The organism is Pseudomonas kribbensis (assembly GCF_003352185.1).
GTDB classification, from domain to species: Bacteria; Pseudomonadota; Gammaproteobacteria; order Pseudomonadales; family Pseudomonadaceae; genus Aquipseudomonas; species Aquipseudomonas kribbensis.
Genome location: NZ_CP029608.1, coordinates 3,017,070 through 3,040,635 on the forward strand (window position 1 = coordinate 3,017,070; position 23,566 = coordinate 3,040,635).

The window sequence follows — 23,566 nt, forward strand, 5'->3', positions numbered from 1 at the left end:
TGTTCAGGGCAGCAGCGGGCGCAGGAAGCTGCGCTCGTAGCTGATGATGAACTTCTTCTCCATCAGGTCCGCCACTAACGCAGTGCTTTCCGGGTCGGTCAGTGCAATGTGGCGATAGCTTTCGTAATCCGCCAGCGACGGAAAGCTGAACAGGCAGTAAGCGATGTTGCTCGCGCCTTCCGAGGGCAGAAAATAGCCGTGATGCGTCCCGCCCAGGCGTTCGACGATGCCTAGCCACGTCTTGGCATAGGCTTCGAAGGCGTCGAGCTGATAGGGATCAATCACGTATCTGACGTGGCAGGTAATCAATGCCGCTGCTCCTTGGCGAGTTACTCGGGAATGGCAGTGCCGACCTTGTCCGAAGCCGACCAGATGCGATAGCGCACTTCGACATCCGACGGTGCGTAAACCACGATCGGCAGTTTGCTGTTGTAGCGCACGGTGAAGCCGTCACCGATCACCGGGACGAAGGCGCGTTTTTTCTGGGTGCCGGGCGGGCAGGCCATCATCGTGCTCATCGGGCCGCTGACTTTCTCGAGGCGGTAGAACGGATAGCCCCAGCCTTCGAGGTTTTTCTCTTCGAGGGTGCCGCCCAGGCGCTGGCGGTTGCAGTCCACCTCAAGGGTCTTGCCGGCGAGGATCTCGACTTTGAAGTTGTCTTCCTGAGCCTGCTGCGGCAGATGAATGACCTGGCGGGTGAAGCCCGCTTCGGCCTTTGGATAAGGCGCGGTGTCTTCAAGTTTGGCGGCGTAGGTGAGGGTGGAGACGCTCGCGAGCATCAGCCCGGTCGTCGCGTAAACAGTGAAATTTCCCATTGAAGCCTCCTGGCGGGTGTACGTTGGTAGACGGGCATTCTTACTGTCATGGACGATGAATGCAAACCGCCAGCCGCATGCAAATTGCAGTGCCAGCACGATCGGATCTTGCATTTTGCAACTGGCCACTTGCCCGCGTTTTCGCCAAGTCATTGATTTGGCAGGAGGTGAAAGCAACCCGATAAAAGGCACGTTTTATGCGTTGATTTGGTGCGGCGCACCGAGTTTGTGCGCCTACACTCCAATGGGCATTTCGCAGTACAACCGCTTGCCATACCCAGGGATTCAGCGGGGATACACCCGCCGGGAACAGTGGCAACGGTCAATGTGAATACTTGATTGGCAGTCTCACAGTAAGGAGAGGGTTCGCCATGTTTCTGTCTGCCTTGGAACTACGCAATATCATTGAAAGCAGCTTTCTGCCGAAACGCTGTCAGTGCACGCTGTCCCCGGATCTGTCGATGACCGTCAAGGTTTATGGCGATCACCGTACCGATCAGGTCGATTTGCTGGTCAGTGGCATCGATGCCAGTCACCTGAACAGCTGTCGCGAAATCAACGGCCTGATCGCCGGGTTGCGCTCCAATCTCGCGCAACACACGGCAACCCATCATTCAGCGCCGCGATCCAAAGTCGTTTAACCGACCGTTTCACCCAGTTCGACCGTCACGCGCCGGGCCTGCACGAAACCAAGGCCCAGCGCGAACTCGACCAGCACCGCGAGCAGAATCCCGGGGCCGGCGTGGCCGTTGAGCCATTCAGCGAAACCCAGCACCGCCAGACCAAAACAGCCGACGATAAAGCCGTTGTTCATTGCATTGCGCGCGATCGACACCGGCGCGTTGCGCACCAGATAGAACATCACCCCCAACGCCGCGAACAGCACTGCCATGCGTCGTGCGACAAATCCTGCTGCCTCGGAGTATTCAATGCTCCAGATCGAAAGCAGTACTTGCGGCACAAGGCCCCAGGCCAGCGCCAACAGAAAACACAGGGAAAAGGTGATGGTCGACAACGTGCGAAACGACAACTGCATGGCGAATCCTTGCGGCAGTGAGGAGAGCCCCGAGGATAACCTTCGAGACCCTTGCCCGCCTACCGCAAAGCCGCAAATCAGAGCTTTCTGTCAGTTCTGGAAGTCGCAGGCGTCAGACATTTTCCGGTAAGTGATTTCCTCGGGTTTGCCTGACGTATCGATGTACTTCATGTCGGCATCAATGACTTTGCAGACCCTTGTTGGCTGCTCGGTCATTGAAACCACCTTCGCCACGTGCAGCGGCATGCCGTACTGGTAGGGCACGGCTTTGGAAGTGGTTGTGGTGTCATTGGCCTGGGCCAGCCCGGCAAATGCGGTGCAGGCGAGGGCGGTGGTGAGCAGGAACGGACGAATGTTCATGGAGAGACTCCCGTGCGACGGATAGAAAGCCCGGCGTGAAACACGCCAGACCTGCCGCACTGGGCGTCAGCATCGGCTGAGAGCGTGCGGATGTGTAGAGTCTTTGACCACGGCGTTAAGCGAGGGTTAACCCGGCTGAATGCCGGCTGTCTGACGGGGGATTGTTTCTCGGGGGATTCTCGGCGCCTTCCTACAGGAACCGGTGCCTTGTCTGCTTCCGGCGGCTGGAGCGGGGCGGTTATGGTTTTGGTGTCGCTGCAAAATCAGCGACTTAGGTTTGGTCACCTAAAATAACAGCCCTCACAAGTGTGCCATTATTCGCTCCGTGGACATCTATGTCCTCGAAGTGCATTGCAGTGGCGGCTGTGTGCAGGGTCGCCCTCGGGCGTGCTGAGTTGGGTTGTTCTCGGTTGACCAAGCCTGCGCACAGTCCGCCTCCCCATCGTTTGGTCACGGTGTCGGCGGTTACTTACAACCTAATCGAGTAATCCCAATGCCAATACTGAAACTAAGCTCCGCCCGCTACCTCCCGCTCAACAGCGGCGTCACCGACAGCGCACCGCTGGTCATCGACACCGAAGCCAATCCCCAAGACATCTTCGAAGCCGCCGTCCAGCGCGTACGCGCCGCCGCCGACCTGCTCGAAACCCTGCATTGCCTGTGCTTCAAACACGCCGATGTCCAGGACATTCCCCACATCACCCATGCGTTGTACCTGTTGGCACAGGACGGCAATGATTTGCTGCAGGTGGCCCAACAGAGAATGTTGAACTGGACCGCACCGGCCTGACATTTCGCCAGCGTTCAACGGGGGACGCGATGGTCCCCTGTTGAATTAAAACGTTCACGCTAAGGATAAGGTTTCAGCTCAATCAGCGATTCGCCTTGTGCGGTCGCAGGTAACGGCAACTCATCCGTTTCCAGATAGGCATCCGCAGGCCCGTAAATCAAATACTTGTGGGCGCTCTCATACCCAGCGTTCTCGAAAATGACTTGAGGGCCTTTAGAGCCGCTCAATACCCAGCGAGGATGGTTTCGCTCCGCGAACTCCACGCGGTGAATCCGCCTGTCGCTTGTATCCCGAAAAAACAGAACGCCTTGTTGGTAGTTGGAACTGAACTCGCCAGTCATCACAAAGACATTCGCGCCTTTGCCGGTTGGCACGCACTGCCAATCAACACGACTGCCGAAAGAAGCATCGGCATCCGCATACAAGAATCGGGTTTCTTGTTCCTGACGGATTTTGTAAACGTGAGCGTCGGAGAGGGGGTGGCCCCGCAGCAAGGACAGTCTGCTGTCGGGGCCTGCCAGATCACACTCAGCCACCGTCGTGAACGATGGCTGAGCGGCAACGACATGAAGGCTTGAAGCGATGAGCCCAGCCGCGAAGACTGCGTTGAGCCTCAAGCGGATTTCACCACCTGCTTCGGCGAAACAACGGTGCCAGGCTTGTCGTTGGCGGCCGGGGCCGGAATGACCGGCGGCAGAATCGCGATCCCGGTGCCGGCACCCGGTGCACCACCGGTATTGGCCTTCACCTCGGCACCACTGATGGTCACGCCACCCGCATCCACCTTGACGAAACTGCCCCCAGCCTTCGCCGTCAGCTCCATCCCGCCTTCAATCACCACTTTCTCGCCAGCGTGGTAATGAATCTCCGTACCCGCTTCAACGAACTGCCCGGTGCCGACCTTCACGTGCTGGGTCACGCCCACGGTCAGGTGATCGTTGGCGCGCATTTCGCTCTTGCGGTCCAGGTGAGTGATGCGGTGTTCCTCGACCTTGAATTCGCTCAAGGTGTTGGCTTCGACGGTGTCGTGCCGCTCGTTGCCGACGCGGATCTTCTGGTCGTGCTCGATGTTTTCGTCCCAGTCGCGCTGGGCGTGGATGTAGATCTGCTCCACGCCTTTCTTGTCTTCGATGCGGAACTCGTTGTAGCCCTTGCCACCCGGAGAACTGAGGGTCTTGAAGGTGCTGCGGGTCTTGTTCGCCGGCAGGTCGTAGGGGACGACGTTTTCCTTGTGGTACAGGCAACCGGTCACCAGCGGCTGGTCGGGATCGCCTTCAAGAAAGGTCACCAGCACTTCCATGCCGATGCGCGGGATGGCGATGCCGCCGTAGGCCGCGCCGGCCCAGCCGCTGGCGACGCGCAGCCAGCAGGTGGTCTTGTCGTCGGCCTGGCCTTCACGGTCCCAGTGGAATTGCACCTTCACGCGACCGTACTGGTCGCAGTGGATTTCTTCGCCGCCGGGGCCGGTGACGATGGCGGTCTGGCTGCCGAGGACTTTCGGTTTCGGGTGTTCGAGGGCAGGGCGGTAGTGGGCGTCCCACGGAGTGGCCACGAAGCTGTTGCGGTAGCCCTGGTGGAAGTCGCTCTTGTTGTCGGTGACGTCGCTGGTGACGTTCTCGCCCAGCACTTGTGGTTGCTTGCCTTCATGGAAGACTTCCAGCAGCAGCCACATATCGTTCCATTCGGCGCGAGGATGTTCGGCCAAGGTCAGGAAATGGCCCGTGGTCAGCGTTGGTTCGTCACCTTTGCCTTCAGCGAGTTTGTAGTCGCTGCGATGGCGTTCCAGGGCGCGGGTCGAGAGGAACTTGCCGCGCTCGCGGGTGGTGAAGCGGCCGGGATAATCGTAATCCTCAAGGTCTGGCATGAACGCGGATTTGGCCGCGCCTTCAGGCAGGATCTTCGGTTTTTCGAAATCGTAGTCGCGGCGGCTGACGCGGCTGGTGCGGGTTTCCAGGCGCAGGTTGAAGCGCTTGATCACCGGTTTGTCGGCGGTCATGCCGGAGTCTTGCTGGTAGTTCACCGGTTTCAGTTTGCGGAACACGGTCTGGTCGTCGCCGAACACCAGTTTGTGGCCGCTGCTGCTGTGCTGGAAGTGGAAGTGAATGCCTTCCTCTTCGCACAGGCGCTGGATGAAGTGCAGGTCGGACTCGTCGTACTGCACGCAGTAATCGCGTTCCGGGTACTCAGCGCTGAGCTGGAAGCTGTAGGCGTCGGCCAGAATGCCGCGATCTTCAAGCACCTGGGCGATGATCTTCGGCACGGTCAGTTGCTGGAAAATCTGCTGGTCATGGTTGTGCCGCAGGTAGGCCAGTTGTGGCACCAGGCTCAAGCTGTAGCGGGTCAGGGTCTTGCCGGAATCGCCTTGTTCGATGCGATACACCAGGCCATGAATCTTGCCTTCGCCGGTGGCGCCGAAAGTCAGGCAGCCGGGCTTGTGCAGGAGTTCTTCGAGCTTGAGGTCAGGACGGGCGCTGACCAGTTCGAGGTCGAAACGGAACGGTTCGTTGAGGGCTTCGCGACCGGTGAAACTGAGGACTTGCAGGTCGGCGGAAGCGCCTTCGAGCGTGAGGGTAATGTGGGTAGCGTTGGCGTCCAGCATGCCTTGATTTCCGTCCTTTGGATTAGCGTGGGCGGATGGTGCAGGATTAAACGGCCTCGTTCAAGGCGCAAATGCCGTAGAAGCACAGCCCCGAAGGCATAGGGAAAACCCTTAGAACCCTGGTTTTACCCAGTAAAACCGGCACTTAACGCTGCCAGTCCCAAGGCTGCCGCAAGATTTGGCGCTCAGGAACAATCAGTCAGTTTCAGACTAAAGTCGCCTGTAGCACGTCAAAGCCATCTGCCATCATGGGCGCTCACCCCCGCGTGTTCACTTCCTCCCGGCTCTTCACTGTGCCGGGACGGGAGCTATTTCTGGTTGTTTGCGCCCCCGCGCAATCGTTGTTCTGTTGGAGTTTTCAATGCGTCCCCCATTTCCCCTCATCACCCCGCGCCAGTCGTTTGGCTTCGGAGCCCTGGTGCTGTGCGCCGGTTTTACCGCACAGGCTCAGGCCGGCGGTTTCTTCGAAGACACCACGGCGAAGATCGAATCGCGCACGGTGTACTTCAACCGCGATTTCCGTGATGGGCACACCTCCAGCGATCAAGGCGCGTCCAAGCGCGAAGAGTCGGCTCAAGGTTTCATTCTCAATCTGCAATCGGGTTACACCGAAGGCACCGTGGGTTTCGGGATCGATGCGCTGGGCATGGCGGGCTTTCAGCTCGACTCCAGCCCTGACCGCAGCAACAGCGGCCTGCTGCCGTCCAGTGGCGACAACCCGCGCGGTTCGAAAGGTCAGTACGCGAAAATGGGCCTGACCGCCAAGGTGAAAGTCTCGGATACGGTGCTGAAATACGGCGCGCTGCTGCCGGATCTGCCGCTGCTCAAGTACAACGACGGCCGTCTGCTGCCGACCATGTTCAACGGCGCGATGCTGACCTCCAAAGAGGTGAAGGACCTGACCTTCATGGCCGCACGCCTGGACAAGTACACCGCCCGGGATTCGACCGACTCCCAGGACATTCGCGTGCACTGCAAGAACAAGCGCTATGCGTGCAACACCACCGCCGATCATTTCGACATGTACGGCTTCGACTACAAGATCAACGACCGCCTGACAGCGCAGTATCACTACGCTGAACTGGAAGATATCTATCGCCAGCACTTCGTGGGTCTGTTGGCCAACCAGCCGCTGGGTGACGGTGTGTTGAAAGCCGATCTGCGACTACTGAAAAGCGCCGACAGCGGCGATGCAAAAGCCGGCTCCATCGACAACCGCGCCTTGAGCGGCATGCTGTCCTACGGCATCAGCGGCCACACGTTCAGCGCCGGCTGGCAGCGCATGAATGGCGACAATTCGATGCCGTACCTCGATGGCAGCAACCCGTACCTGGTGAACTACGTGCAGGTCAACGACTTTGCCGCCGCGCAGGAACGTTCCTGGCAGCTGCGTTACGACTACGACTTCAAGGCCATCGGTATCAACGGCCTGAGCTTCCTGACCCGTTACGTGAACGGCGATCACATCAAGGTGCCGGGCAGCGATCAGGAAGGCAAAGAGTGGGAACGCGACAGCGAGTTGAAGTACGTGATCCAGAGCGGCACGTTCAAGGATGTCAGCCTGCGTCTGCGTAACGCGACGTATCGGACGAACTACGAGAAGTTCGCCCGTGATGTGGATGAGACCCGGTTGATCGTGAGTTACAACTTTTCGGTGTTGTAATCTTTAGAGCTGTAGAGCCTGTTCAATTGCTTTCGCGAGCAGGCTCGCTCCCACGGGGGATCTTCAGCGGCCCCAGGATATTTGTCCGACGCAGATCTCAATGTGGGAGCGAGCCTGCTCGCGAAGGCGTCTTTGCCGTCTCCGCTATAGCCAATGCCAGAACCGGCTCCAGAACCCGCGATTCAAATCATCCTTGCACGCCGCATATTGCTGGCCGTACATGTCCGAGCGGTTCTGCACCTTGCGCGCCACCGGCGGCAACCAAGCCTTGCTGGCATAAGTCTTCTGCCGGAAACCGCCCCAGCCTTCGTGGTAGTTGAGGTACTGGTTGTAGGCATCGTATTTGTACACGCCGTTGATCGACGTGGTCTTATCCATGTACCAGCCGACAAAGTCGATGGCGTCATCGAAGTCTTCGCGGTCGGCACCGTGGCGGCCGGTGCTTTTCTGGTAATCGGCCCAGACTTCATCCTTGGCCTGCGCGTAACCCGCTGCGGTCGTGACGCGGCCCCACGGGATCACCCACAACAGGTATTTGCGCGGTGTCTTGGCGTCGTAGCGGTAGCTGGACTCCTGATACATGATCGCGAACGGCACCTGGATTGGCACGCCCCAACGCTTTTGCGTGACTTGCGCGGCGTCGTACCAATCACTTTTCTCCCGGAAAATCTCGCAGAGGTTTTCCGGCGAACGCGGCGGCGATGTTCCGCAACCGGTCAGCAATGCCGCCAATACCAAAAGTCCAACCGTGCGCCCCGAATTCAAAAGCCGTCATCCCGTCGTGCAAAAAAGGGCGCCAGTCTACGCGGTCAGGTCAACTGGTGGCGATAAGGCAAATCCGGACCTGTCTTGCTGCATGTCAGGGCGGCGGCCTGTACGGCAAACCTGAGCATGGCGTCGATCTGCTCGCGTTGCAGATGCTGCACACCCTCCACCGAATCCAGTTCATGCTCGGTCAGCCAGGTGATCAACGCAGCCTGGAAGGTATCGCCCGCGCCGACGGTATCGGCGATCTTCACTGCAGAGGCCGGCACCGACCATGAGCCGTGAGCACGGCTGAACACGGTCGCGCCTTCACCGCCACGGGTCAGGAACACCACCTGGCAGCGATGCTGCAGCCAGCCTTCGATGACGCGTTGCGGATCCTGCTCGGGATACAACAGGCTCAAGTCCTCGTCGCTGACCTTGATCAGGTCCGCCAGCTCCACCAGCGTGGCGATCCGCTCGCGCCACCGGTCGATGTTCGGTTCGGGATTGAGGCGCACGTTCGGGTCGAGGCTGATCAGGCGTTTGCCGCTTTCCCGCTTAATCAGCGCAAGCAAGGTATCGGCCACCGGTTGCACCACCAGCGAGAACGAGCCGAAGTGCAGACCACGCACGTCCGGACCCAGCGTCGGCAGGTGCGCCAGGCTCAACTGGCGGTCAGCGCAGCCTTCGCCACGGAAGCTGTAATGCGGCGAGCCATTGGCACCCACTGCGACCATGGCCAGCGTGGTCGGCGCGGCGAAGTCCACCAGATAATCCGGGCGTACGCCTTCATCTTTCAGAACTTGCTGCAAACGACGGCCGAGGTAGTCGGTGGACAACCCGGCGAACAGCGCCGAGTCCACGCCCAGTCGGCGCAAACCTACCGCCACGTTGAACGGCGAGCCACCGGCAATCGCCTTGAAATTGACTTTCGACGCCTGCCCGCCGGCATCGTCTTCGCTGAAAAAATCGAACAGCGCTTCGCCACACACCAGGTACATAGTTGTTTGCTCTTTATAAGGTTGCGACATGCAGTCGATAGCGTTCATAGGCCTGCTGAAAGGTTGCGACATTCGCGGCAACCGGCAGGGTTTCACTGTTCAGGTCGAGCTTCACGCAACGCTGGCACAGATCGGCCAGAGTGTCTTCGTGGCCATTCGACCAGGACTTGCACCACGCGGCCTGAATCGCCGCGCCGAGGGCGGCGGCTTCGCTTTGCTCGGTGCAGATCACCGGGGTGTTCATGATGTCGGCGACGATCTGCCGCCACACCGCACTTTTCGAGCCGCCGCCGATCAGGCAAATGCTGCGGCTTTGTAAACCATTCTGGCGCAACAGATCCAGTCCGAAACGCAGGCCGAAGGTGGTGCCCTCGACGGCGGCGCGGCACAGATTGGCCCGGGTCAGGTTATCGATCGTCAGGCCATGCAGGCTGCCGGTGGCATGGGGCAGGGGAGGCACGCGTTCGCCGTTGAGAAACGGCAGCATGCTCACGCCCTCGGCTCCGATCGGTGCCTGGGCAACCAAGGCATTGAAAGCGTCGAGATCGAGGTCGAACAATTCGCGAATCGCCCCGGTGGCGTTGGTCAGGTTCATGGTGCAGATCAACGGCAACCAGCCGCCGCTGGACGAGCAGAACGTGGCGACCGAAGCGTCCGGACTGACCTTTGGCGCTTCAGCGTAGGCGTACACCGTACCGGAGGAGCCGAGACTCATGGTGATCGCGCCCGGCTGAATATTGCCGGTGCCGATGGCGCCCATCATGTTGTCGCCGCCACCGCTGGACACCAGTGCGTTGGGGTTGAGACCGAGGTGTTCGGCAATCGCCGGCAGGATCGTGCCCACCGCTTGATGAGCGTCGATCAGCTCCGGCAGCGCTGCTTGCAGACGGCCGCTGGCGTCGATGTCGCGCAGCAACTGCAAATCCCATTGGCGGGTGCGCACGTTGAAATAACCGGTGCCGGATGCGTCGCCGTATTCGCTGCAGCTACGGCCGGTGAGCCAGAAATTCAGGTAGTCGTGGGGCAGCAGGATTTTTGCGATTCGTGAAAAAACGGCGGGGTGCTGTTCCTTGGTCCACAACAGTTTGGACACGGTGTAGCCCGGCGCAATCACCACACCGAGGCGCTCCAGCGAGCCTTTTTCGCCGCCCAGGTAAGTCAGCAGGCGGTCGTTTTCTGCGGTGGTTTCGGTGTCACACCAGAGCTTGGCCGGGCGCAGGACCTGGCCTTGCTCGTCGAGCAGCACCAGACCGTGTTGCTGGCCGGAAACACCGATGCCGAGGATCGCCTGACCGTCGACATTTGCCGCCAGCAAGGCGCGGCGGGTGACGAGGGCGAAGGCTTCCAGCCACTGATGAGTGTCCTGCTCACGGCGGCCGTTGGCGCCGCTGATCATCGTGTGGGCGGCGGCGCCCTGGCCCAACACCTGACCGCTGGTGGCGTCGAGGATGATGGCTTTGGTGCCTTGGGTGCCGCAGTCGATGCCGAGGAAGAGTTGTCGGGTTGTCATGAGTGCTTCACCCGTCAGGACAGAATGCTTTCCAGCGTCCGCGTCACGCCTTCTTCTCGCAAGCTGTTCAGGCACCACTCAAACGCTGCGACAAACTCCTTCGAACGCGGTATCGCCCCCCCGAAAATCTCCTCAACCCCCAACAACCGCTCAGTGATCAAGGCATCCTCCGCCACCAACGCCTGACAAAACGCCGCCCGAGGATCCGGAATCGAATAAGTGTCGCCATTCTCATCCACGCCCTTCAGATAAAGCGCCCACGCCGCCACAACCAGCGCCGCTCGTTTAGTCTCGCGCCCATCGGCAATCAACCGATTGATCGTCGGAATGGTGAACTTGGGAAACTTCGACGACCCATCTGAGCAAACCCGCTCCAGCTGATCGGCAATCGCCTGATTGGAGAACCGCGCCACCAGCGTGTTCTTGTACTCGGTCAGGTCGATGCCCGGCACCGGCGCCAGTTGCGGGGTCACGTCCAGGTCCATGTAGGCGCGCATGTAGCGCACGAACAGTGGGTCATTCATTGTGTCGTGGACGAAGCGGTAACCCTTCAGAAAGCCCAGATAGGTCAGGGCCAGATGGCTGCCGTTGAGCAGTTTGATCTTCATCTCTTCGTAGGGCGAAACATCGTCGGTGAATTGCACGCCGACCTTTTCCCAGGCCGGGCGGCCGTTGACGAATTTGTCTTCCAGCACCCATTGCACAAACGGTTCGCAGACCACCGGCCAGGCATCGTCGACGGCGTGTTTGTCCGCCAGTTGCAGGCGATGCGCGGTGCTGGTCATCGGCGTGATGCGGTCGACCATGGCGTTGGGGAAGCTGACGTTGGCGTCGATCCAGTCGCGCAAGTCAGGATCCAACAGCGCGGTAAAGGCCAGCAGTGCCTTGCGGGTGACGGCGCCGTTGTGCGGCAGGTTATCGCAGGACATCACGGTGAACGCCGGAATGCCCGCCTTGCGTCGCCTGGCCAGCGCTGCACAAAGGAAGCCGAACACGGTTTGCGGCTGCTGCGGGTAGGTCAGATCATGCTGAATCTGCGGCAGGTGCGCCATGAACTCGCCGTTGCTGTCATCGATGCAATAGCCGCCCTCGGTGATGGTCAGCGAGACGATGCGGATCTGCGGATCGGCGAGTTTGTCGATCAGCACCTGGGCGCTGTCGCTGGCCAGCAGCATGTCGCGGATCGCGCCGATGACGCGGACTTCGGTGTCGTCGCTGTCGCCGAGTTCGAACAGGGTGAACAAATAGTCCTGTTCCTTGAGATCGTCCCGGGCGCGGCGGTCTTCAGCGCGCAGACCGACACCGCAGATCGCCCAGTCCAGCGCTTCGCCGGTGTTCATCAGCGCATCGGTGTAATACGCCTGATGCGCGCGGTGGAAGCCGCCGACGCCGATGTGGGCGAGGCCCTGGCGGGTGTCGCTAAGGCTGTAGGACGGCAGTTTCACCTCGACGGCGAGGCGGTTGAGGTTTTGCTGGTTCAGTTTCATCGGGTCAGTCTCGAAATCAGGCGGCGGCGCGCAGCGGGCGGGTCAGCGCCACGCCGTCGGCATCGAACAGATGGCAGTGGGCGGCGTCCAGGTGCAGGTTCAGTTGTTCGCCGTAACGGCTCGCCAGATCACCGCGCACGCGCATGGTCAGGGCTTCGCCGGCGTTGGTCTTGACGTGGCAGAAGGTGTCGCTGCCCAGCCGTTCGCTGACGTCGGCGGTGACTTGCAGGGTGCAGTCGCCCGGTTGCGCCAGTTCCAGATGTTCCGGGCGAATGCCCAGGGTCACGGCGCTGCCGACGCTCAGGTTCGACGCATTGAACGGCAGAGTGATGCGGGTGCCGGCGTCCAGCGAGACTTCGCAGCTCTGGCCGTCGATCCGCGCGATCTTACCCTTGAGGAAGCCCATTTTCGGCGTGCCGAGGAAGCCGGCGACAAACAGGTTGGCGGGGTTGTGATACAGCTCCAGCGGCGAGCCGACCTGCTCGATCTTGCCGCCATTGAGTACCACGACCTTGTCGGCCATGGTCATGGCCTCGACCTGATCGTGGGTCACATAGATCATGGTCGCTTTCAGGTCCTTGTGCAGGCGCAGCAGTTCCAGGCGCATCTGCACCCGCAGGGCGGCGTCGAGGTTGGACAGCGGTTCGTCGAACAGGAAGATTTTCGGGTTGCGCACGATCGCCCGGCCGATGGCCACGCGCTGACGCTGGCCGCCGGACAGTTGTTTCGGCTTGCGTTCCAGCATCGGGCCCAGTTCGAGAATCCGCGCCGCTTCGCCGACTTTTTTCTCGACTTCCGCCTTCGGTACGCCGGCCAGGTCGAGGGCGAACGACATGTTCTTTTTCACGGTCATGTGCGGATACAGGGCGTAGGTCTGGAACACCATCGCCAGGTCACGCTTGGCCGGGCTGACTTCAGTGATGTCGCGTCCGTCCAGTTCGATGGTGCCGCCGCTGACTTCTTCAAGGCCGGCGATCAGTCGCAGCAAGGTGGATTTGCCGCAGCCCGACGGGCCGACGAACACCACGAATTCCTTGTCGTTCACCTCAAGGTCGATGCCCTTGATGATGGAAAAGCCTTCGAAGCCTTTTTGCAGATTCTTGATTTTCAGGTTGGCCATGGTGGCGCTCCTTTTGCGAATTCTTATTTGACGGCGCCGAACGACAGGCCGCGCACCAGTTGTTTCTGGCTGATCCAGCCGAAGATCAGGATTGGCGCGCAGGCCAGGGTCGACACGGCCGACAACTTGGCCCAGAACAAGCCTTCGGGGCTTGAGTAGGAGGCGATCAACGCGGTCAGCGGCGCGGCTTTGGACGAGGTCAGGTTCAGCGACCAGAACGCCTCGTTCCAGCATAGGATCAGCGACAGCAGCACCGTCGAGGCGAGGCCGCCCTTGGCGATCGGCAGCAACACGCGGAGCATTTCCTGAGCCAGGGTGGCGCCGTCGAGGCGGGCGGCTTCGAGGATGTCTTTGGGGATGTCCTTGAAGTAGGTGTAAACCATCCAGACCACGATCGGCAGGTTGATCAGCGTGTAGATCACGATCAGCGCGATGCGCGTGTCCAGCAGGCCGAAACTCTTGGCCAGCAGGTAGATCGGCATCAGCACGCCCACCGGTGGCAGCATTTTGGTGGAGAGCATCCACAGCAGCGTGCCTTTGGTGCGCTGGGTTTCGTAGAACGCCATCGAGTAGGCCGCCGGCACCGCGATCAGCAGGCACAGGGCGGTGGCGCTGAAGGAAATCACTACCGAGTTCCAGGCGAAACTGAAGTAGTCGCTGCGCTCGTTGATGTGCAGGTAGTTCTCCAGCGTCGGCGTGAAGAACAGCTGCGGTGGCGTGGCGAAGGCGTCGATTTCAGTCTTGAAACTGGTCAGCACCATCCAGAAGATCGGGAAGAAAATGATGATCGCGATGGCCCAGGCCAGCGTGCCGAGCAGCAGGCTTTGCAGCCGGCGGGATTGTTGAAGAGTCATGGCAGGCCTCAGGCTTTGTCAGTCAGGTTTTTGCCAATCATCCGCACCAGAATGATCGCGGCGATGTTGGCGATGACCACGGCGATCAGGCCGCCGGCCGAGGCCATGCCGACGTCGAACTGCACCAGCGCCTGGTTGTAGATCAGGTACGCGAGGTTGGTCGACGCATAGCCGGGGCCACCGTTGGTGGTGGTGAAGATTTCGGCGAACACCGACAGCAGGAAGATCGTCTCGATCATGACGACCACCGCGATCGGACGCGCCAGATGCGGCAGGGTCAGGTGCCAGAAGATCGCGACAGGGCCGGCGCCGTCGAGGCGGGCGGCTTCTTTCTGTTCCTGGTCGAGGGACTGCATGGCGGTCATCAGGATCAGGATCGCGAAGGGCAGCCATTGCCACGACACGATGATGATGATCGACAGCAGCGGGTAGTGCGCCAGCCAGTCCACCGGTTGCGCGCCGAACAGCTTCCAGAGGTAGGCGAGGATCCCGGAGACCGGGTGGAAGATCAGGTTCTTCCAGATCAGTGCACCGACTGTGGGCATGATGAAAAACGGCGAAATCAGCATCACCCGCACGATGCCGCGACCGAAGAACTCGCTGGCTTCCAGCAACGCACTGATCAACACGCCGAACACCACGCTGATCAGCAACACACTGCCCACCAGCAACAAGGTGTTAGTGGCGCCGGGCAGGAAGCCCGAATCGGTCAGAAAGTAGGTGAAGTTATCCAGCCCGACGAATTCGTTGATGCCCGGGTCGAGCAGGTTGTAGCGGATCGTCGAGAAATAGACGGTCATGCCCAGCGGCACGATCATCCACAGCAGCAACAGGGCCACCGAAGGGCTGACCAGAAACCAGCCGGGATTGGCCACGCGGTTTTTGCGCCGGGGTTGCGACAGGTCGATGTGGGCTTTGGCAGTTGAAGTATTCATGAGGATCACAACCGTTTTAAAAGACAGACTCGATCCACTGTGGGAGCGAGCCTGCTCGCGATGAGGGTGGTCCATCCGCCACATTTATTGAGACCGGATTACCGCTATCGCGAGCAGGCTCGCTCCCACATGGAAATGCGCAGGATTACTTCGGATAACCCGCGCGCTTCATCTCGCGTTCGGTGGTTTGCTGCGCGGCGGCCAGGGCCTGGTCGACCGTGGTCTGGCCGATCAGTGCCGCCGAGAACAGCTTGCCGACCTGGGTGCCGATGCCCTGGAACTCGGGAATGGTCACCAGTTGAATGCCGATGTAAGGCACGGGCTTGAGGCTCGGTTTGCTCGGATCAGCCGCTTTCAGCGATTCAAGCGTCACCTTGGCAAACGGCGCTGCGCTCATGTAAGCCTCGCTGTAGGTCGAGGCGCGAGTGCCCGGCGGTACGTTGGCGATGCCGTCGGTCTTGGCGACCAGTTCGCCGTACTCCTTGGAGGTGGCCCAGGCGCTGAACTCCTTGGCAGCATCCTTGGCCTTGGAGCTGGTCGGAATCGCCAGCGCCCACGAGTACAGCCACGCCGAGCCTTTATCGGTGACCTGATGTGGCGCGTAGGTGAAGCCGACGTGATCGGCGACCTTGCTCTGGGTCTTGTCGGTGACGAACGAGCCGGCGACGCTGGCATCGACCCAGATCGCGCATTTGCCGCTGTTGAACAGCGCGAGGTTCTCGTTGAAACCGTTGCTGGAGGCACCCGGTGGACCGGATTTTTTCATGGTGTCGACGTAGAAGTTCAGCGCGTTCTTCCATTCCGGGCCGCTGAATTCGGGTTTCCACTGCTCATCGAACCAGCGTGCGCCGTAGGCGTTGGCCACGGTGGTGATCAGCGCCATGTTCTCGCCCCAGCCAGCTTTGCCGCGCAGGCAGATGCCGTATTGTTCCTTGTCCTTGTTGGTGAGCTTTTCGGCGAAGCCGGCGATCTGCTCCCAGGTCGGACGCTCCGGCATGGTCAGGCCGGCGTCCTTGAACAGGTCGGTGCGGTAATAGGTGATGGAGCTTTCGGCGTAGAACGGCAGGGCGTACAGCGAACCCTTGACCGACAGGCCTTCACGCACCGACGGGAACACATCGTCGAGGGCGTAGCTGGCCGGCAGATCCTTCATCGGCTCCAGCCAGCCCTTGGCGCCCCAGAGTGCGGCTTCGTACATGCCGATGGTCAACACGTCGAACTGACCACCCTGGGTGGCGATGTCGGTGGTCAGGCGCTGGCGCAGGACGTTTTCTTCCAGCACGACCCAGTTCAACTTGATGTCCGGGTGCTCGGTCTCGAAGGTTTTCGAGAGCTTTTGCATGCGGATCATGTCGCTGTTGTTGACGGTGGCGATGGTCAGAGTCTGGGCGCCAAGGCTGACGCTGCTGAGGGTCATGCAGGTGAGGGCAAGCAGAGCTTTTGCAGTGGGTTGCATCGTGCACTCCTTTTCTGCGCCCGGAGGGGGACAGAAGGACAGTTATTGTTTTTGTGTCTTCCGGCTGCAGGAAGAATGTGCACTGATTACAGCCTTCAATCGCAGGGCTGACAAATCATCCCTAGCACTTGAATCGATACTTTTTTGCACTCGGGATTGGAATGATTAACGCAGGTAAGGGGATTTCAGAAGGTCAGGGTCGATGAAACCGTACAGGTTTTCAGGCGTCAGCCGTGGTTCTGCTCGGTCAGGCGCTGCACCACCAGCCGCCGATAATGGGAAGGCGTCATGCCCTTGAGCTGCTGAAAGCGCCGGTTGAAATTGGAAATGTTGTTGAAGCCCGACTCGAAGCACACCTCGGTCACCGGTTTGTCACCGTCCGCCAGCAGTTCGCAGGATTTGCTGATGCGCAGGCGATTGACGAACTCGATGAAATTGCGCCCCGTGGCCTGCTTGAACACCCGGCTGAAATAGGTGGGTTTCATGCCCAGATGCTCGGCGACTTCCTCTAGCGGCAGTTCGCGGGCGTAGTGGGCGAAGATGTAATCCACCGCACGGTTGGTGCGGTCGATGTTGTGTTCGTCGGCCAGTTGCGGGGTGGTTGCGCCGGACAGCAGTTGGTAGTCGTCGCAGGCCGCCAACAATTCCATCAGGATGAAAAAGTGACCGAGACGGGTGATGCCGCTTGAATCGGCAATGCGTTGCATCAGGGTCATGGCCTGACGAATCGTCTGCGGAGAGCGGAATTCGATGCCGTATTGCGCGCGCTCAAGCAGCGGCGCCAGGGTCTTGAGTTCGGCGAATACCTGATGACCGCTTTCGAACAGTTCATCGGTGAAGTTGACCAGCATGTCGCGCTTCTCGACCACTTCGTCTTCGGCCACCTGGCTGATCCAGTTGTGCGGCAGGTTGGGGCCGGTGAGGAACAGTGTCTGGGGGTAGAAGTTGCCGATGTAGTCGCCGATGAACACCTTGCCCGAACTGGCCACGATCAAATGCAGTTCGTATTCCTTGTGGAAATGCCAGCGCACCAGCGGGCAGGGGAAACCGTGCTGGCGATAGATGATGGACAACCCGTTGTGGTCATCCATCAATTCATAAGAGGGGTCGGTCACGCGGGCGGTTCGGGTCATGGTCGGGCGCTTTTTTTGTTATCGCCCGGCGATCATGCCTCTTTGTGCGCGGGGTGCGCCAGTTTCCATTGCGGCTCAAAGCGTGCGTTGTCGGGTCTTCATCAAGCGATTACTTGTTCTGGTTCTTTGCCTCAATCCACTGCGCCATGTATTGGGTACTTTTGTGTGAGTGGTGGCGCAGCATGCTGCCGATAAAGTTTTGGCGTCTTAGTTGAGCAATGTTTTGGCGACACTCCTGCAACTTGTTGATCAACGCCGGTCCATGTATGGCTTGCGGGTAAACGTCGTTGAGCAGTGCTTGTCCCTGAGACTGAGCCGCTTGCCAGCGGACCTCGTCGCGATAGAGTTCAACGGCGGCATTGGCCAGATCCTGCGCCGTACGACAAATGGCGCCCGGCCAGGGTTGGTCAGTGTGCATGCCTTCAGCGCCGATCGGCGTGGTGACACTCGGCGTGCCGCAGAGCATGGCGTCGATCAGTTTGCCCTTGATCCCGGCGCCGAAACGCAAGGGCGCCAGGCAGATGCGCGCATCGGACATCACCTGCAACGCATCCTCCGCCCAGTTCATGATGTGAAAACCCTGCGCGGCATTGTGCAAGGCTGCTGCCTTGGGCGGCGTGTAGGCGCCGTAGATGTGCAATTGTGCTTTCGGCAATTGTTCACGGATCAGCGGCCAGACGGCCGATTTCATCCATAAAACCGCGTCCCAGTTCGGTGCGTGGCGGAAATTGCCGATACTGAGGAAATGCGCGCGCTTCTCGAAAGGCTTTGCCGGAGCGCTGGACGGTTTGACCATCAACGGGCACCAGTGCAGCAACTCGGGCGGAAGCTTGAACTGCTGCACCAGCAACTCGATTTCCACCTGTGAAATCATCAGGTTCAGATCGCAGCGGTAGAGCGCGGCAATCTCGCGTTTGGCCAGGTCGGTGTCTGCCATCAGTTCGAACTCTTCACGCAGCGCAGGCGCGAACAATTCATGGAAGTCATTCGCGTCATCGCTGGCCTTCAGCCGATCTTTCAAGCGCTGATGGCGAGCGTGCCGCAAACTCTGCAAATCCGATGTTTCCAGTACGCGCAGCGCATTGGGACAATGTTTTTCCACGCGCCAGCCGAATTGTTCTTCGATCATGAACTGGTCGAACAGCACGATATCCGGTGCCAGCTCGCTGACGAAGACATCGAAGCTGCTGTTGTTCAATTCGATCGGAACAGTGCGAATGCCCAGTTCGGCAAGATCGGCCGGATGTTCGCCAACGCCCGCCGGGCTGGCAAAGGTTATTTGCCAGCCCTGTTGCAGGAACGTCTCGAGAATCTGCATCACATGTCCGCTCGCGGCCGAGGAGCGGGGTTCCGGCCAGACGTAACCAATGACAAGGACTTTGGTTGCGGGCTGGTGCATAAACGGAATTCCCTGGAGCGTGTGTAAGAAAAATCGGCCGCGCATTAGAACACACCAGGTCAGGCTTGGTGGGATGTCGTCAGACTCCCGTACTCGAAAGATTGATGGGCAAAGTCCCGCGAATGAACTGATGTGGGGTATCCAGCGAGTCCCGTAATGCCCATTCCATTAAGTTTAGATTGTCAAGCAGGCTGCCTGGGTTGCTCTGGCGCTGATCAAGCAATGAGATCGCCAATGAATAAGAGTCGGCATTGATGAGTGCCGGGTGACTTCGGACTAGCGTTGAGTGGTGCGACGCGTTGGCAAACTCTGCGAACGCGGGTGGTTGAGCAGACTGGAAGTGTGGGTTGACCAAGTTCTCAGGATGAGCTTTTTTTGCGCTCCTGGCGAAATCGAGCAAACCGGCGGCATCAATCGGAGCTCTGTTTGAGTATTGGGGAAGCGAGTATCCGTAATAAAAATCCAGTGTTGCCGGTGCGCCATGGGACATTTCATGAATCAGCGCATCTGCGATTCTTGTGTCGTCATAACTGGAGATTTTGTAAAGATCATTCATCCCGTCTTTGTAGATCACGATGAAATGCTGCGCCGGTTCTTGTGAATGCTTGCCAGTCAGCAAGCTCTGTTTCCATTGTTTGTACATGTTGCTACGAAGCCCTGCCACCGCATCGGATCCCCGCCTGAAAGACATATTGGCAAGCGTCACCGAGTCCAGATCTTTTCGCATTTCACGAAAATTCCCGAGCAAATACTTCACTGCCTCGTCCGAATCGTTGCCAAAGACCAGCCTGAGTATCTGTCGAACCTCATAATCTGGCTGACTCGACAGCAGTTCAATGGCGTTGTCCAGCTTCGACTTTGCGAGTGGCATCGCTTTTTTGACGTAAGCGCGGGTATAGCTGTAGGGCTTTATTGCGCTGAGCAATCGTTTGAACCGGGCACCCACTGTCGTTTTGAACCCCTTCAGTTTCGGTCCCCAGGCACCGCCGATCCTCATGTTCAACGCATACCAGTCACTGTTGCGCTGAAGCGCCAGCAGGTCGACCGGATCGCCCAGATTGTCCGCCGCTTTCCAGATGCCTTGAAATACATCGGTTTTTTGCGCGGCCTTGATCAAATCGTAGGACTGGGCGCTGCCGGTCAGTTTGCGCAGTTGCCCGGTGGCGGTTTCCACCACATTGAGCCCGTGTTTGCTCAACAGCAGAACGCCACGCTTGGCCAGACGCCCACCTTGCACAGCCAGCGCCGGCAAACCATCCAGGGGATTGAAGAGCGATACCGACAAGTGGACGCCCGCCTTCGCGATGCTCAATGCCTTGGCGGTGGTCGACGTTGTCTTGCCGACGATGCCCACGACCGTGGCACCAAAGCCGACCACCAGCCCCAGCAAAGCCAGGCCATCAAGAATGCAGCCGCCAATGCCTTCGGACACCCGCTCCGCATCGCCTGAGCGGATGTCTTCAATGCATTTCTTGAAGGGCACGATCACATTGATAACGGTCTCATTGATCTGATTGTTGCTAGCGCGAATTTTTTGCAGTTCGGTCGGTGCGTACAGCGATGAGTAGAGTTCGTCGCGAGTCGCTACCGGGTGATTGCCCAGAACGCCGTCGGCCAGGGCCTCGTATGCCCGGGAAAAGAACAGCGGGATTGGCTGGACCTCATCCGAGGCGAGGAAGAAATGCCAGAGCTTTTCCACGACCACACGGGACGATGCTCCAGGTTTCGGTGCATCGCCCTTCAGGTAGGCATCAACGTCGAGCGGCCATTGTTGTGCAGGTTTCTTTGGCTGGAAGTCCGTGTCCTTGCCGTCATACTCCAGCGAAGCGTCTTCGAACATTGTGCCGCTGGACCGCAACATGTCGGCCAGTTCCGGGCGTTCACGACACAATCCTCTGAGAGTAAACAGCTCATAACAGCGAAACGCCTTTTCATGCTGGCATCCGATAATAAGGCCGTAGCGACCCTTGGCTGCATCACGCTGGCGTTGGGTTTCTTCAAACGGGTTGAGGGGGTTTACCGATTCCCTGACGGTATATAACGTAATAAAGCCATTGGCGATCATTGTCCTGTCAGCTTTCGGCAAGTTGGACACTGCCATTTTGAGAATCGAGGCCTGGATTTTCTTTAGCGTCAGATGATATTGGTCGAATGTTTTTTCAAATAAGGAGTCGATCGGTTTCAGTTCGCCGAGTCGAGAAAAAGCATTCTGCGGCGGGTTGAAGTTTGCGGTGCTGACAAACTTGTCGGTGAGTTTGCCGTTGACGACCAGATCATCCGACATGTAAAGGTCGAGAATCGAGACGCGCAGCCTGCCTACTGCAGAAGTGTTCTGCACATTTCCCAGGCTGGAGGGGAAAAAAAGAGTCAGCCATTCCAGTGCACTGCGCTCGCCAAGCGCAACATCGAAGTTGGCCCTGAATACCTGCTGTTCAAGGTAACGGCCGTCCGGCATGACGCGTTTCAACTCTTGCAGCGCCAGTTGCCGTCGATCAGGCGGAACAATCGCAATGCCGGTTTCGACGTTGTTCAACGCTTCCACGTACTGGCTGAAACGGCTGGCGGCGGTGGTAAATGCGTGCACGTCATCATCACGGCCGCTTGCCTCGGGCAAGACCCCGTTGAGCCTCGCCCACTGGAGAATGGGCGTGATGGTCGCCAACTCCTGCAGCGTTCGCTGGACGGGACTGACAGGCGCCAGTTCGGAAAACGCCTTGATCCGGTCGTAGGTCATCAGGCGCGATGCCCCTGGCGCCGTGAGCTCGACCAGTGCGACCGCCTGGGACACGATCACCCAGCCAGGCTTGCCGATCGTCAACTCGGCGGGCGTCTGCTGAATCAGCAGTTGTGGCGCGGCGCAGGCCAGCAGCAAATGGGCAGCCAGGGGCGCGTAAGCCGGTGGCAATTGCGCTTCACGAGTCAGTTGCCATTCCAGTGCTTCAACTACCTGAGGGGCAGTTTTCGAGGCGTTATCAGGGTGATACAGATGAAAACCGGCAATGACGTTGGCATGCCGCTCGACCTCGAATCCCAGATCGAGAATCAGTGCGGTGGCCACCAGGCACTTGATCTGTCGTGCCGCGATGTCGTGATCGTCTTGCTCCAGATGCCATCCGAGGCGGTCATGCAGGTGAATGCCCAGTGCTCCGGCCTCGGGGGTCTGCAGAAAGTGGTCCAGATAAGTGGCCGCCTGTTCGCGCCGAGTCGCGGCCGGGAGCGAGGCGAATTCCGTAGTGGCGATATGTTGCAGGAGGCTGATGCGGTTTCGGGTCGTGTCCCTGGCGATTTGCCTGATCGTTGCTCGATCGGTCTCGCTCAAGTGGAATGCCGAGTCCGCAGGCGCCATCAACAGCTCGTGATAATCGCCGGTCGCCGGGCTGTCCGGCATTTGAAACGCCAGCCAGGCAATCAATTCACGTACTTCAGCAACAGTGGCGGGCAGTGCGTAATGATGGAAGTTCAGCCACTGTTCAAGGCCGAACACCTTTGAGGAAAACACTTGGCCACCGGTTTGCTCCGCACATTCACCCAATGTAAAGATGTCTTCTTGCAGGTCGGCAGTGATCACCGCGTCATGGGTGATATCGAGCCAGGCGTCATTGATCTGTACGTTGAGCCTGGCGTTTTTGTCGATGCACACTGGCGCACCAGCGGGTAGTGCATGTTTTTCCGCAAGAAACAGAAAATCATCGGTCTCCAGCATCTTCGCCAAAGCAATGCGGGCAAACTCCACAGCGTTATCAAAGGCACTGTCCGATACCCGCGAGACAGTGATGAAGTGCAGGTCTACAGGGGCGGCATCTTCGCGTTTCGCTGCAATGTCGGAAAGTGTTGAAACAATATTGGACTGTTCTGTCTGATCAGCGATTCGGCGTTCAGTTAAATGCGCGGAATCAAGTGCAACATTATCGATATCCAGCAGGCTTCCGCTCTGTGCAGGTTGCATGAGCAAGTCTTCCTTGAGTTGTGGGCAGGGCGAGGCTCCTCGAAGTTGGTATGAAAGTTTATATTTCAATAAACCGACAACTTCGGGCCGGCCTCAGAATAATTGGCTTCTGTGGCTGCTGGGAAGTTGTGGGTCGTTTCAAAGTTGGTCTGGGCAGATTGAAAGTCTGCCCATGCTTATTTCCGGATTTGAAGTTCCGGCTTCAGGATTGCCCGATAACCGCTTTAACCTTGTCACGCAGTTGATCGATCGAGAACGGTTTGCCAATCACATGCATGTCCGCCGGCACTTCAATGGTCTCGGCATAACCGCTGGCAAACAGAATCGGCAGTGAAGGGCGGATATTGCGGGCCTCGGTGGCCAGTTGACGGCCATCCATGATCGGCAGCCCGACGTCGGTCATCATCAGATCAATGTGCTGATTGGCATCCTTGATGATTGCCAGGGCCTGTTCGCTGCCGTCCGCCTCCAGCACCTTGAAGTCCAGTTCCTCCAGCACGTCGACGATCAGCATGCGCACGATGGTGTCGTCTTCTACTACAAGGATGGTGGACGTGGTGGTGGACATAGTGGCGGCTCTCAAGAATGGGGGACGGGGCGCCGGTCGATCAAAATTGCCGGGCTCTTGCATGAGTAAGTGGCGCATGGCCACAAGTTCCCGGATGGATACAAAAAAGAATAGGCGCAAACGGGCGGGCAAGGATAACCGTTGGCT

At 59.0% G+C, this 23,566-nt stretch carries 21 protein-coding genes; 3 read left to right on the forward strand and 18 right to left on the reverse strand.

The genetic code is table 11. The features are described from left to right. Positions 1-3: 3 nt before the first annotated feature. Positions 4-309 (reverse strand): NIPSNAP family protein, encoded by a 306-nt coding sequence (locus tag DLD99_RS13775; RefSeq protein ID WP_085709756.1) that lies wholly within the window; start codon positions 307-309, stop codon positions 4-6. A 20-nt stretch (positions 310-329) separates the two neighbouring features. After that, positions 330-815, reverse strand: coding sequence for a serine protease inhibitor ecotin (gene eco, locus DLD99_RS13780; protein ID WP_114882829.1), 486 nt, complete (start codon positions 813-815; stop codon positions 330-332). A gap of 371 nt (positions 816-1,186) precedes the next feature. Between eco and DLD99_RS13785 the strand changes: the two genes are divergently transcribed. Then, positions 1,187-1,456, forward strand: a complete 270-nt coding sequence (locus DLD99_RS13785; RefSeq protein WP_114882832.1) for a DUF1652 domain-containing protein — start codon at positions 1,187-1,189, stop codon at positions 1,454-1,456. On the opposite strand, the gene DLD99_RS13790 is transcribed toward DLD99_RS13785, so the two are convergent. Beyond that, on the reverse strand, positions 1,453-1,851 hold the full coding sequence (locus DLD99_RS13790) for a hypothetical protein (protein WP_114882834.1): 399 nt from the start codon (positions 1,849-1,851) through the stop codon (positions 1,453-1,455). The two genes, DLD99_RS13785 and DLD99_RS13790, sit on opposite strands and share 4 nt — an antisense overlap. A 90-nt stretch (positions 1,852-1,941) precedes the next feature. Next, positions 1,942-2,211, reverse strand: coding sequence for a DUF2790 domain-containing protein (locus DLD99_RS13795; protein ID WP_114882836.1), 270 nt, complete (start codon positions 2,209-2,211; stop codon positions 1,942-1,944). A 493-nt stretch (positions 2,212-2,704) separates the two neighbouring features. Between DLD99_RS13795 and DLD99_RS13805 the strand changes: the two genes are divergently transcribed. Further along, on the forward strand, positions 2,705-3,001 hold the full coding sequence (locus DLD99_RS13805) for a hypothetical protein (protein WP_114882838.1): 297 nt from the start codon (positions 2,705-2,707) through the stop codon (positions 2,999-3,001). A gap of 59 nt (positions 3,002-3,060) precedes the next feature. Here the strand turns inward: DLD99_RS13805 and DLD99_RS29100 are convergent, their stop codons facing one another. After that, a complete protein-coding gene (locus DLD99_RS29100) occupies positions 3,061-3,618 on the reverse strand; it encodes a hypothetical protein (protein ID WP_162803480.1) in 558 nt (185 codons plus the stop codon). Further along, positions 3,615-5,600 carry a type VI secretion system Vgr family protein gene (locus DLD99_RS13815; protein WP_114882840.1) on the reverse strand — a complete coding sequence of 662 codons (1,986 nt, stop codon included), beginning with the start codon at positions 5,598-5,600 and terminating at the stop codon, positions 3,615-3,617. The genes DLD99_RS29100 and DLD99_RS13815 overlap by 4 nt, the downstream gene beginning before the upstream one ends. Positions 5,601-5,961: 361 nt before the next feature. On the opposite strand from DLD99_RS13815, the gene DLD99_RS13820 reads away from it, so the two are divergent. Beyond that, the gene (locus DLD99_RS13820) at positions 5,962-7,263 is read left to right on the forward strand and encodes an OprD family porin (protein ID WP_114882842.1); all 1,302 of its coding nucleotides are present in this window, start codon (positions 5,962-5,964) and stop codon (positions 7,261-7,263) included. Between the two features lie 144 nt (positions 7,264-7,407). On the opposite strand, the gene DLD99_RS13825 is transcribed toward DLD99_RS13820, so the two are convergent. The 12 genes from DLD99_RS13825 to DLD99_RS13880 all read right to left on the reverse strand — a co-directional run bounded on the left by DLD99_RS13825 (position 7,408) and on the right by DLD99_RS13880 (position 23,419). Beyond that, positions 7,408-8,028 (reverse strand): transglycosylase SLT domain-containing protein, encoded by a 621-nt coding sequence (locus DLD99_RS13825; protein WP_114882844.1) that lies wholly within the window; start codon positions 8,026-8,028, stop codon positions 7,408-7,410. A gap of 44 nt (positions 8,029-8,072) precedes the next feature. Then, positions 8,073-9,011: a carbohydrate kinase family protein gene (locus DLD99_RS13830; RefSeq protein WP_114882846.1), complete on the reverse strand. Its 939-nt coding sequence runs from the start codon at positions 9,009-9,011 to the stop codon at positions 8,073-8,075. Positions 9,012-9,024: 13 nt separating this feature from the next. Further along, complete coding sequence (gene xylB, locus DLD99_RS13835; RefSeq protein WP_114882848.1) at positions 9,025-10,521, reverse strand: xylulokinase; 1,497 nt, start codon at positions 10,519-10,521, stop codon at positions 9,025-9,027. 14 nt (positions 10,522-10,535) lie between these two features. Further along, positions 10,536-12,008 carry a mannitol dehydrogenase family protein gene (locus tag DLD99_RS13840; RefSeq protein ID WP_114882850.1) on the reverse strand — a complete coding sequence of 491 codons (1,473 nt, stop codon included), beginning with the start codon at positions 12,006-12,008 and terminating at the stop codon, positions 10,536-10,538. Positions 12,009-12,024: 16 nt separating this feature from the next. Next, positions 12,025-13,128 (reverse strand): ABC transporter ATP-binding protein, encoded by a 1,104-nt coding sequence (locus tag DLD99_RS13845; protein WP_114882852.1) that lies wholly within the window; start codon positions 13,126-13,128, stop codon positions 12,025-12,027. A 23-nt stretch (positions 13,129-13,151) separates the two neighbouring features. Next, complete coding sequence (locus DLD99_RS13850) at positions 13,152-13,982, reverse strand: carbohydrate ABC transporter permease (RefSeq protein WP_085709773.1); 831 nt, start codon at positions 13,980-13,982, stop codon at positions 13,152-13,154. A gap of 8 nt (positions 13,983-13,990) precedes the next feature. Beyond that, positions 13,991-14,917 carry a carbohydrate ABC transporter permease gene (locus DLD99_RS13855; protein WP_085709774.1) on the reverse strand — a complete coding sequence of 309 codons (927 nt, stop codon included), beginning with the start codon at positions 14,915-14,917 and terminating at the stop codon, positions 13,991-13,993. Positions 14,918-15,062: 145 nt separating this feature from the next. After that, positions 15,063-16,373, reverse strand: a complete 1,311-nt coding sequence (locus tag DLD99_RS13860) for an ABC transporter substrate-binding protein (protein ID WP_114882854.1) — start codon at positions 16,371-16,373, stop codon at positions 15,063-15,065. A 227-nt stretch (positions 16,374-16,600) separates the two neighbouring features. Further along, positions 16,601-17,506: an AraC family transcriptional regulator gene (locus tag DLD99_RS13865; RefSeq protein ID WP_114882856.1), complete on the reverse strand. Its 906-nt coding sequence runs from the start codon at positions 17,504-17,506 to the stop codon at positions 16,601-16,603. A gap of 109 nt (positions 17,507-17,615) precedes the next feature. Continuing rightward, positions 17,616-18,905 (reverse strand): glycosyltransferase, encoded by a 1,290-nt coding sequence (locus DLD99_RS13870; RefSeq protein WP_114882858.1) that lies wholly within the window; start codon positions 18,903-18,905, stop codon positions 17,616-17,618. Between the two features lie 79 nt (positions 18,906-18,984). Further along, on the reverse strand, positions 18,985-22,851 hold the full coding sequence (locus DLD99_RS13875; protein ID WP_114882860.1) for a hypothetical protein: 3,867 nt from the start codon (positions 22,849-22,851) through the stop codon (positions 18,985-18,987). Between the two features lie 202 nt (positions 22,852-23,053). Beyond that, the gene (locus tag DLD99_RS13880; RefSeq protein WP_114882862.1) at positions 23,054-23,419 is read right to left on the reverse strand and encodes a response regulator; all 366 of its coding nucleotides are present in this window, start codon (positions 23,417-23,419) and stop codon (positions 23,054-23,056) included. Positions 23,420-23,566 lie beyond the last annotated feature (147 nt).

What these genes read in the sequence shown, in the direction of transcription:
- eco (WP_114882829.1), bottom strand. Translation starts at nt 815, where the DNA reads ATGGGAAATTTCACTGTTTACGCGACGACCGGGCTGATGCTCGCGAGC.
- DLD99_RS13785 (WP_114882832.1), top strand. Translation starts at nt 1,187, where the DNA reads ATGTTTCTGTCTGCCTTGGAACTACGCAATATCATTGAAAGCAGCTTT.
- DLD99_RS13790 (WP_114882834.1), bottom strand. Translation starts at nt 1,851, where the DNA reads ATGCAGTTGTCGTTTCGCACGTTGTCGACCATCACCTTTTCCCTGTGT.
- DLD99_RS13795 (WP_114882836.1), bottom strand. Translation starts at nt 2,211, where the DNA reads ATGAACATTCGTCCGTTCCTGCTCACCACCGCCCTCGCCTGCACCGCA.
- DLD99_RS13805 (WP_114882838.1), top strand. Translation starts at nt 2,705, where the DNA reads ATGCCAATACTGAAACTAAGCTCCGCCCGCTACCTCCCGCTCAACAGC.
- DLD99_RS13815 (WP_114882840.1), bottom strand. Translation starts at nt 5,600, where the DNA reads ATGCTGGACGCCAACGCTACCCACATTACCCTCACGCTCGAAGGCGCT.
- DLD99_RS13820 (WP_114882842.1), top strand. Translation starts at nt 5,962, where the DNA reads ATGCGTCCCCCATTTCCCCTCATCACCCCGCGCCAGTCGTTTGGCTTC.
- DLD99_RS13830 (WP_114882846.1), bottom strand. Translation starts at nt 9,011, where the DNA reads ATGTACCTGGTGTGTGGCGAAGCGCTGTTCGATTTTTTCAGCGAAGAC.
- xylB (WP_114882848.1), bottom strand. Translation starts at nt 10,521, where the DNA reads ATGACAACCCGACAACTCTTCCTCGGCATCGACTGCGGCACCCAAGGC.
- DLD99_RS13840 (WP_114882850.1), bottom strand. Translation starts at nt 12,008, where the DNA reads ATGAAACTGAACCAGCAAAACCTCAACCGCCTCGCCGTCGAGGTGAAA.
- DLD99_RS13845 (WP_114882852.1), bottom strand. Translation starts at nt 13,128, where the DNA reads ATGGCCAACCTGAAAATCAAGAATCTGCAAAAAGGCTTCGAAGGCTTT.
- DLD99_RS13850 (WP_085709773.1), bottom strand. Translation starts at nt 13,982, where the DNA reads ATGACTCTTCAACAATCCCGCCGGCTGCAAAGCCTGCTGCTCGGCACG.
- DLD99_RS13855 (WP_085709774.1), bottom strand. Translation starts at nt 14,917, where the DNA reads ATGAATACTTCAACTGCCAAAGCCCACATCGACCTGTCGCAACCCCGG.
- DLD99_RS13860 (WP_114882854.1), bottom strand. Translation starts at nt 16,373, where the DNA reads ATGCAACCCACTGCAAAAGCTCTGCTTGCCCTCACCTGCATGACCCTC.
- DLD99_RS13865 (WP_114882856.1), bottom strand. Translation starts at nt 17,506, where the DNA reads ATGACCCGAACCGCCCGCGTGACCGACCCCTCTTATGAATTGATGGAT.
- DLD99_RS13870 (WP_114882858.1), bottom strand. Translation starts at nt 18,905, where the DNA reads ATGCACCAGCCCGCAACCAAAGTCCTTGTCATTGGTTACGTCTGGCCG.
- DLD99_RS13875 (WP_114882860.1), bottom strand. Translation starts at nt 22,851, where the DNA reads ATGCAACCTGCACAGAGCGGAAGCCTGCTGGATATCGATAATGTTGCA.
- DLD99_RS13880 (WP_114882862.1), bottom strand. Translation starts at nt 23,419, where the DNA reads ATGTCCACCACCACGTCCACCATCCTTGTAGTAGAAGACGACACCATC.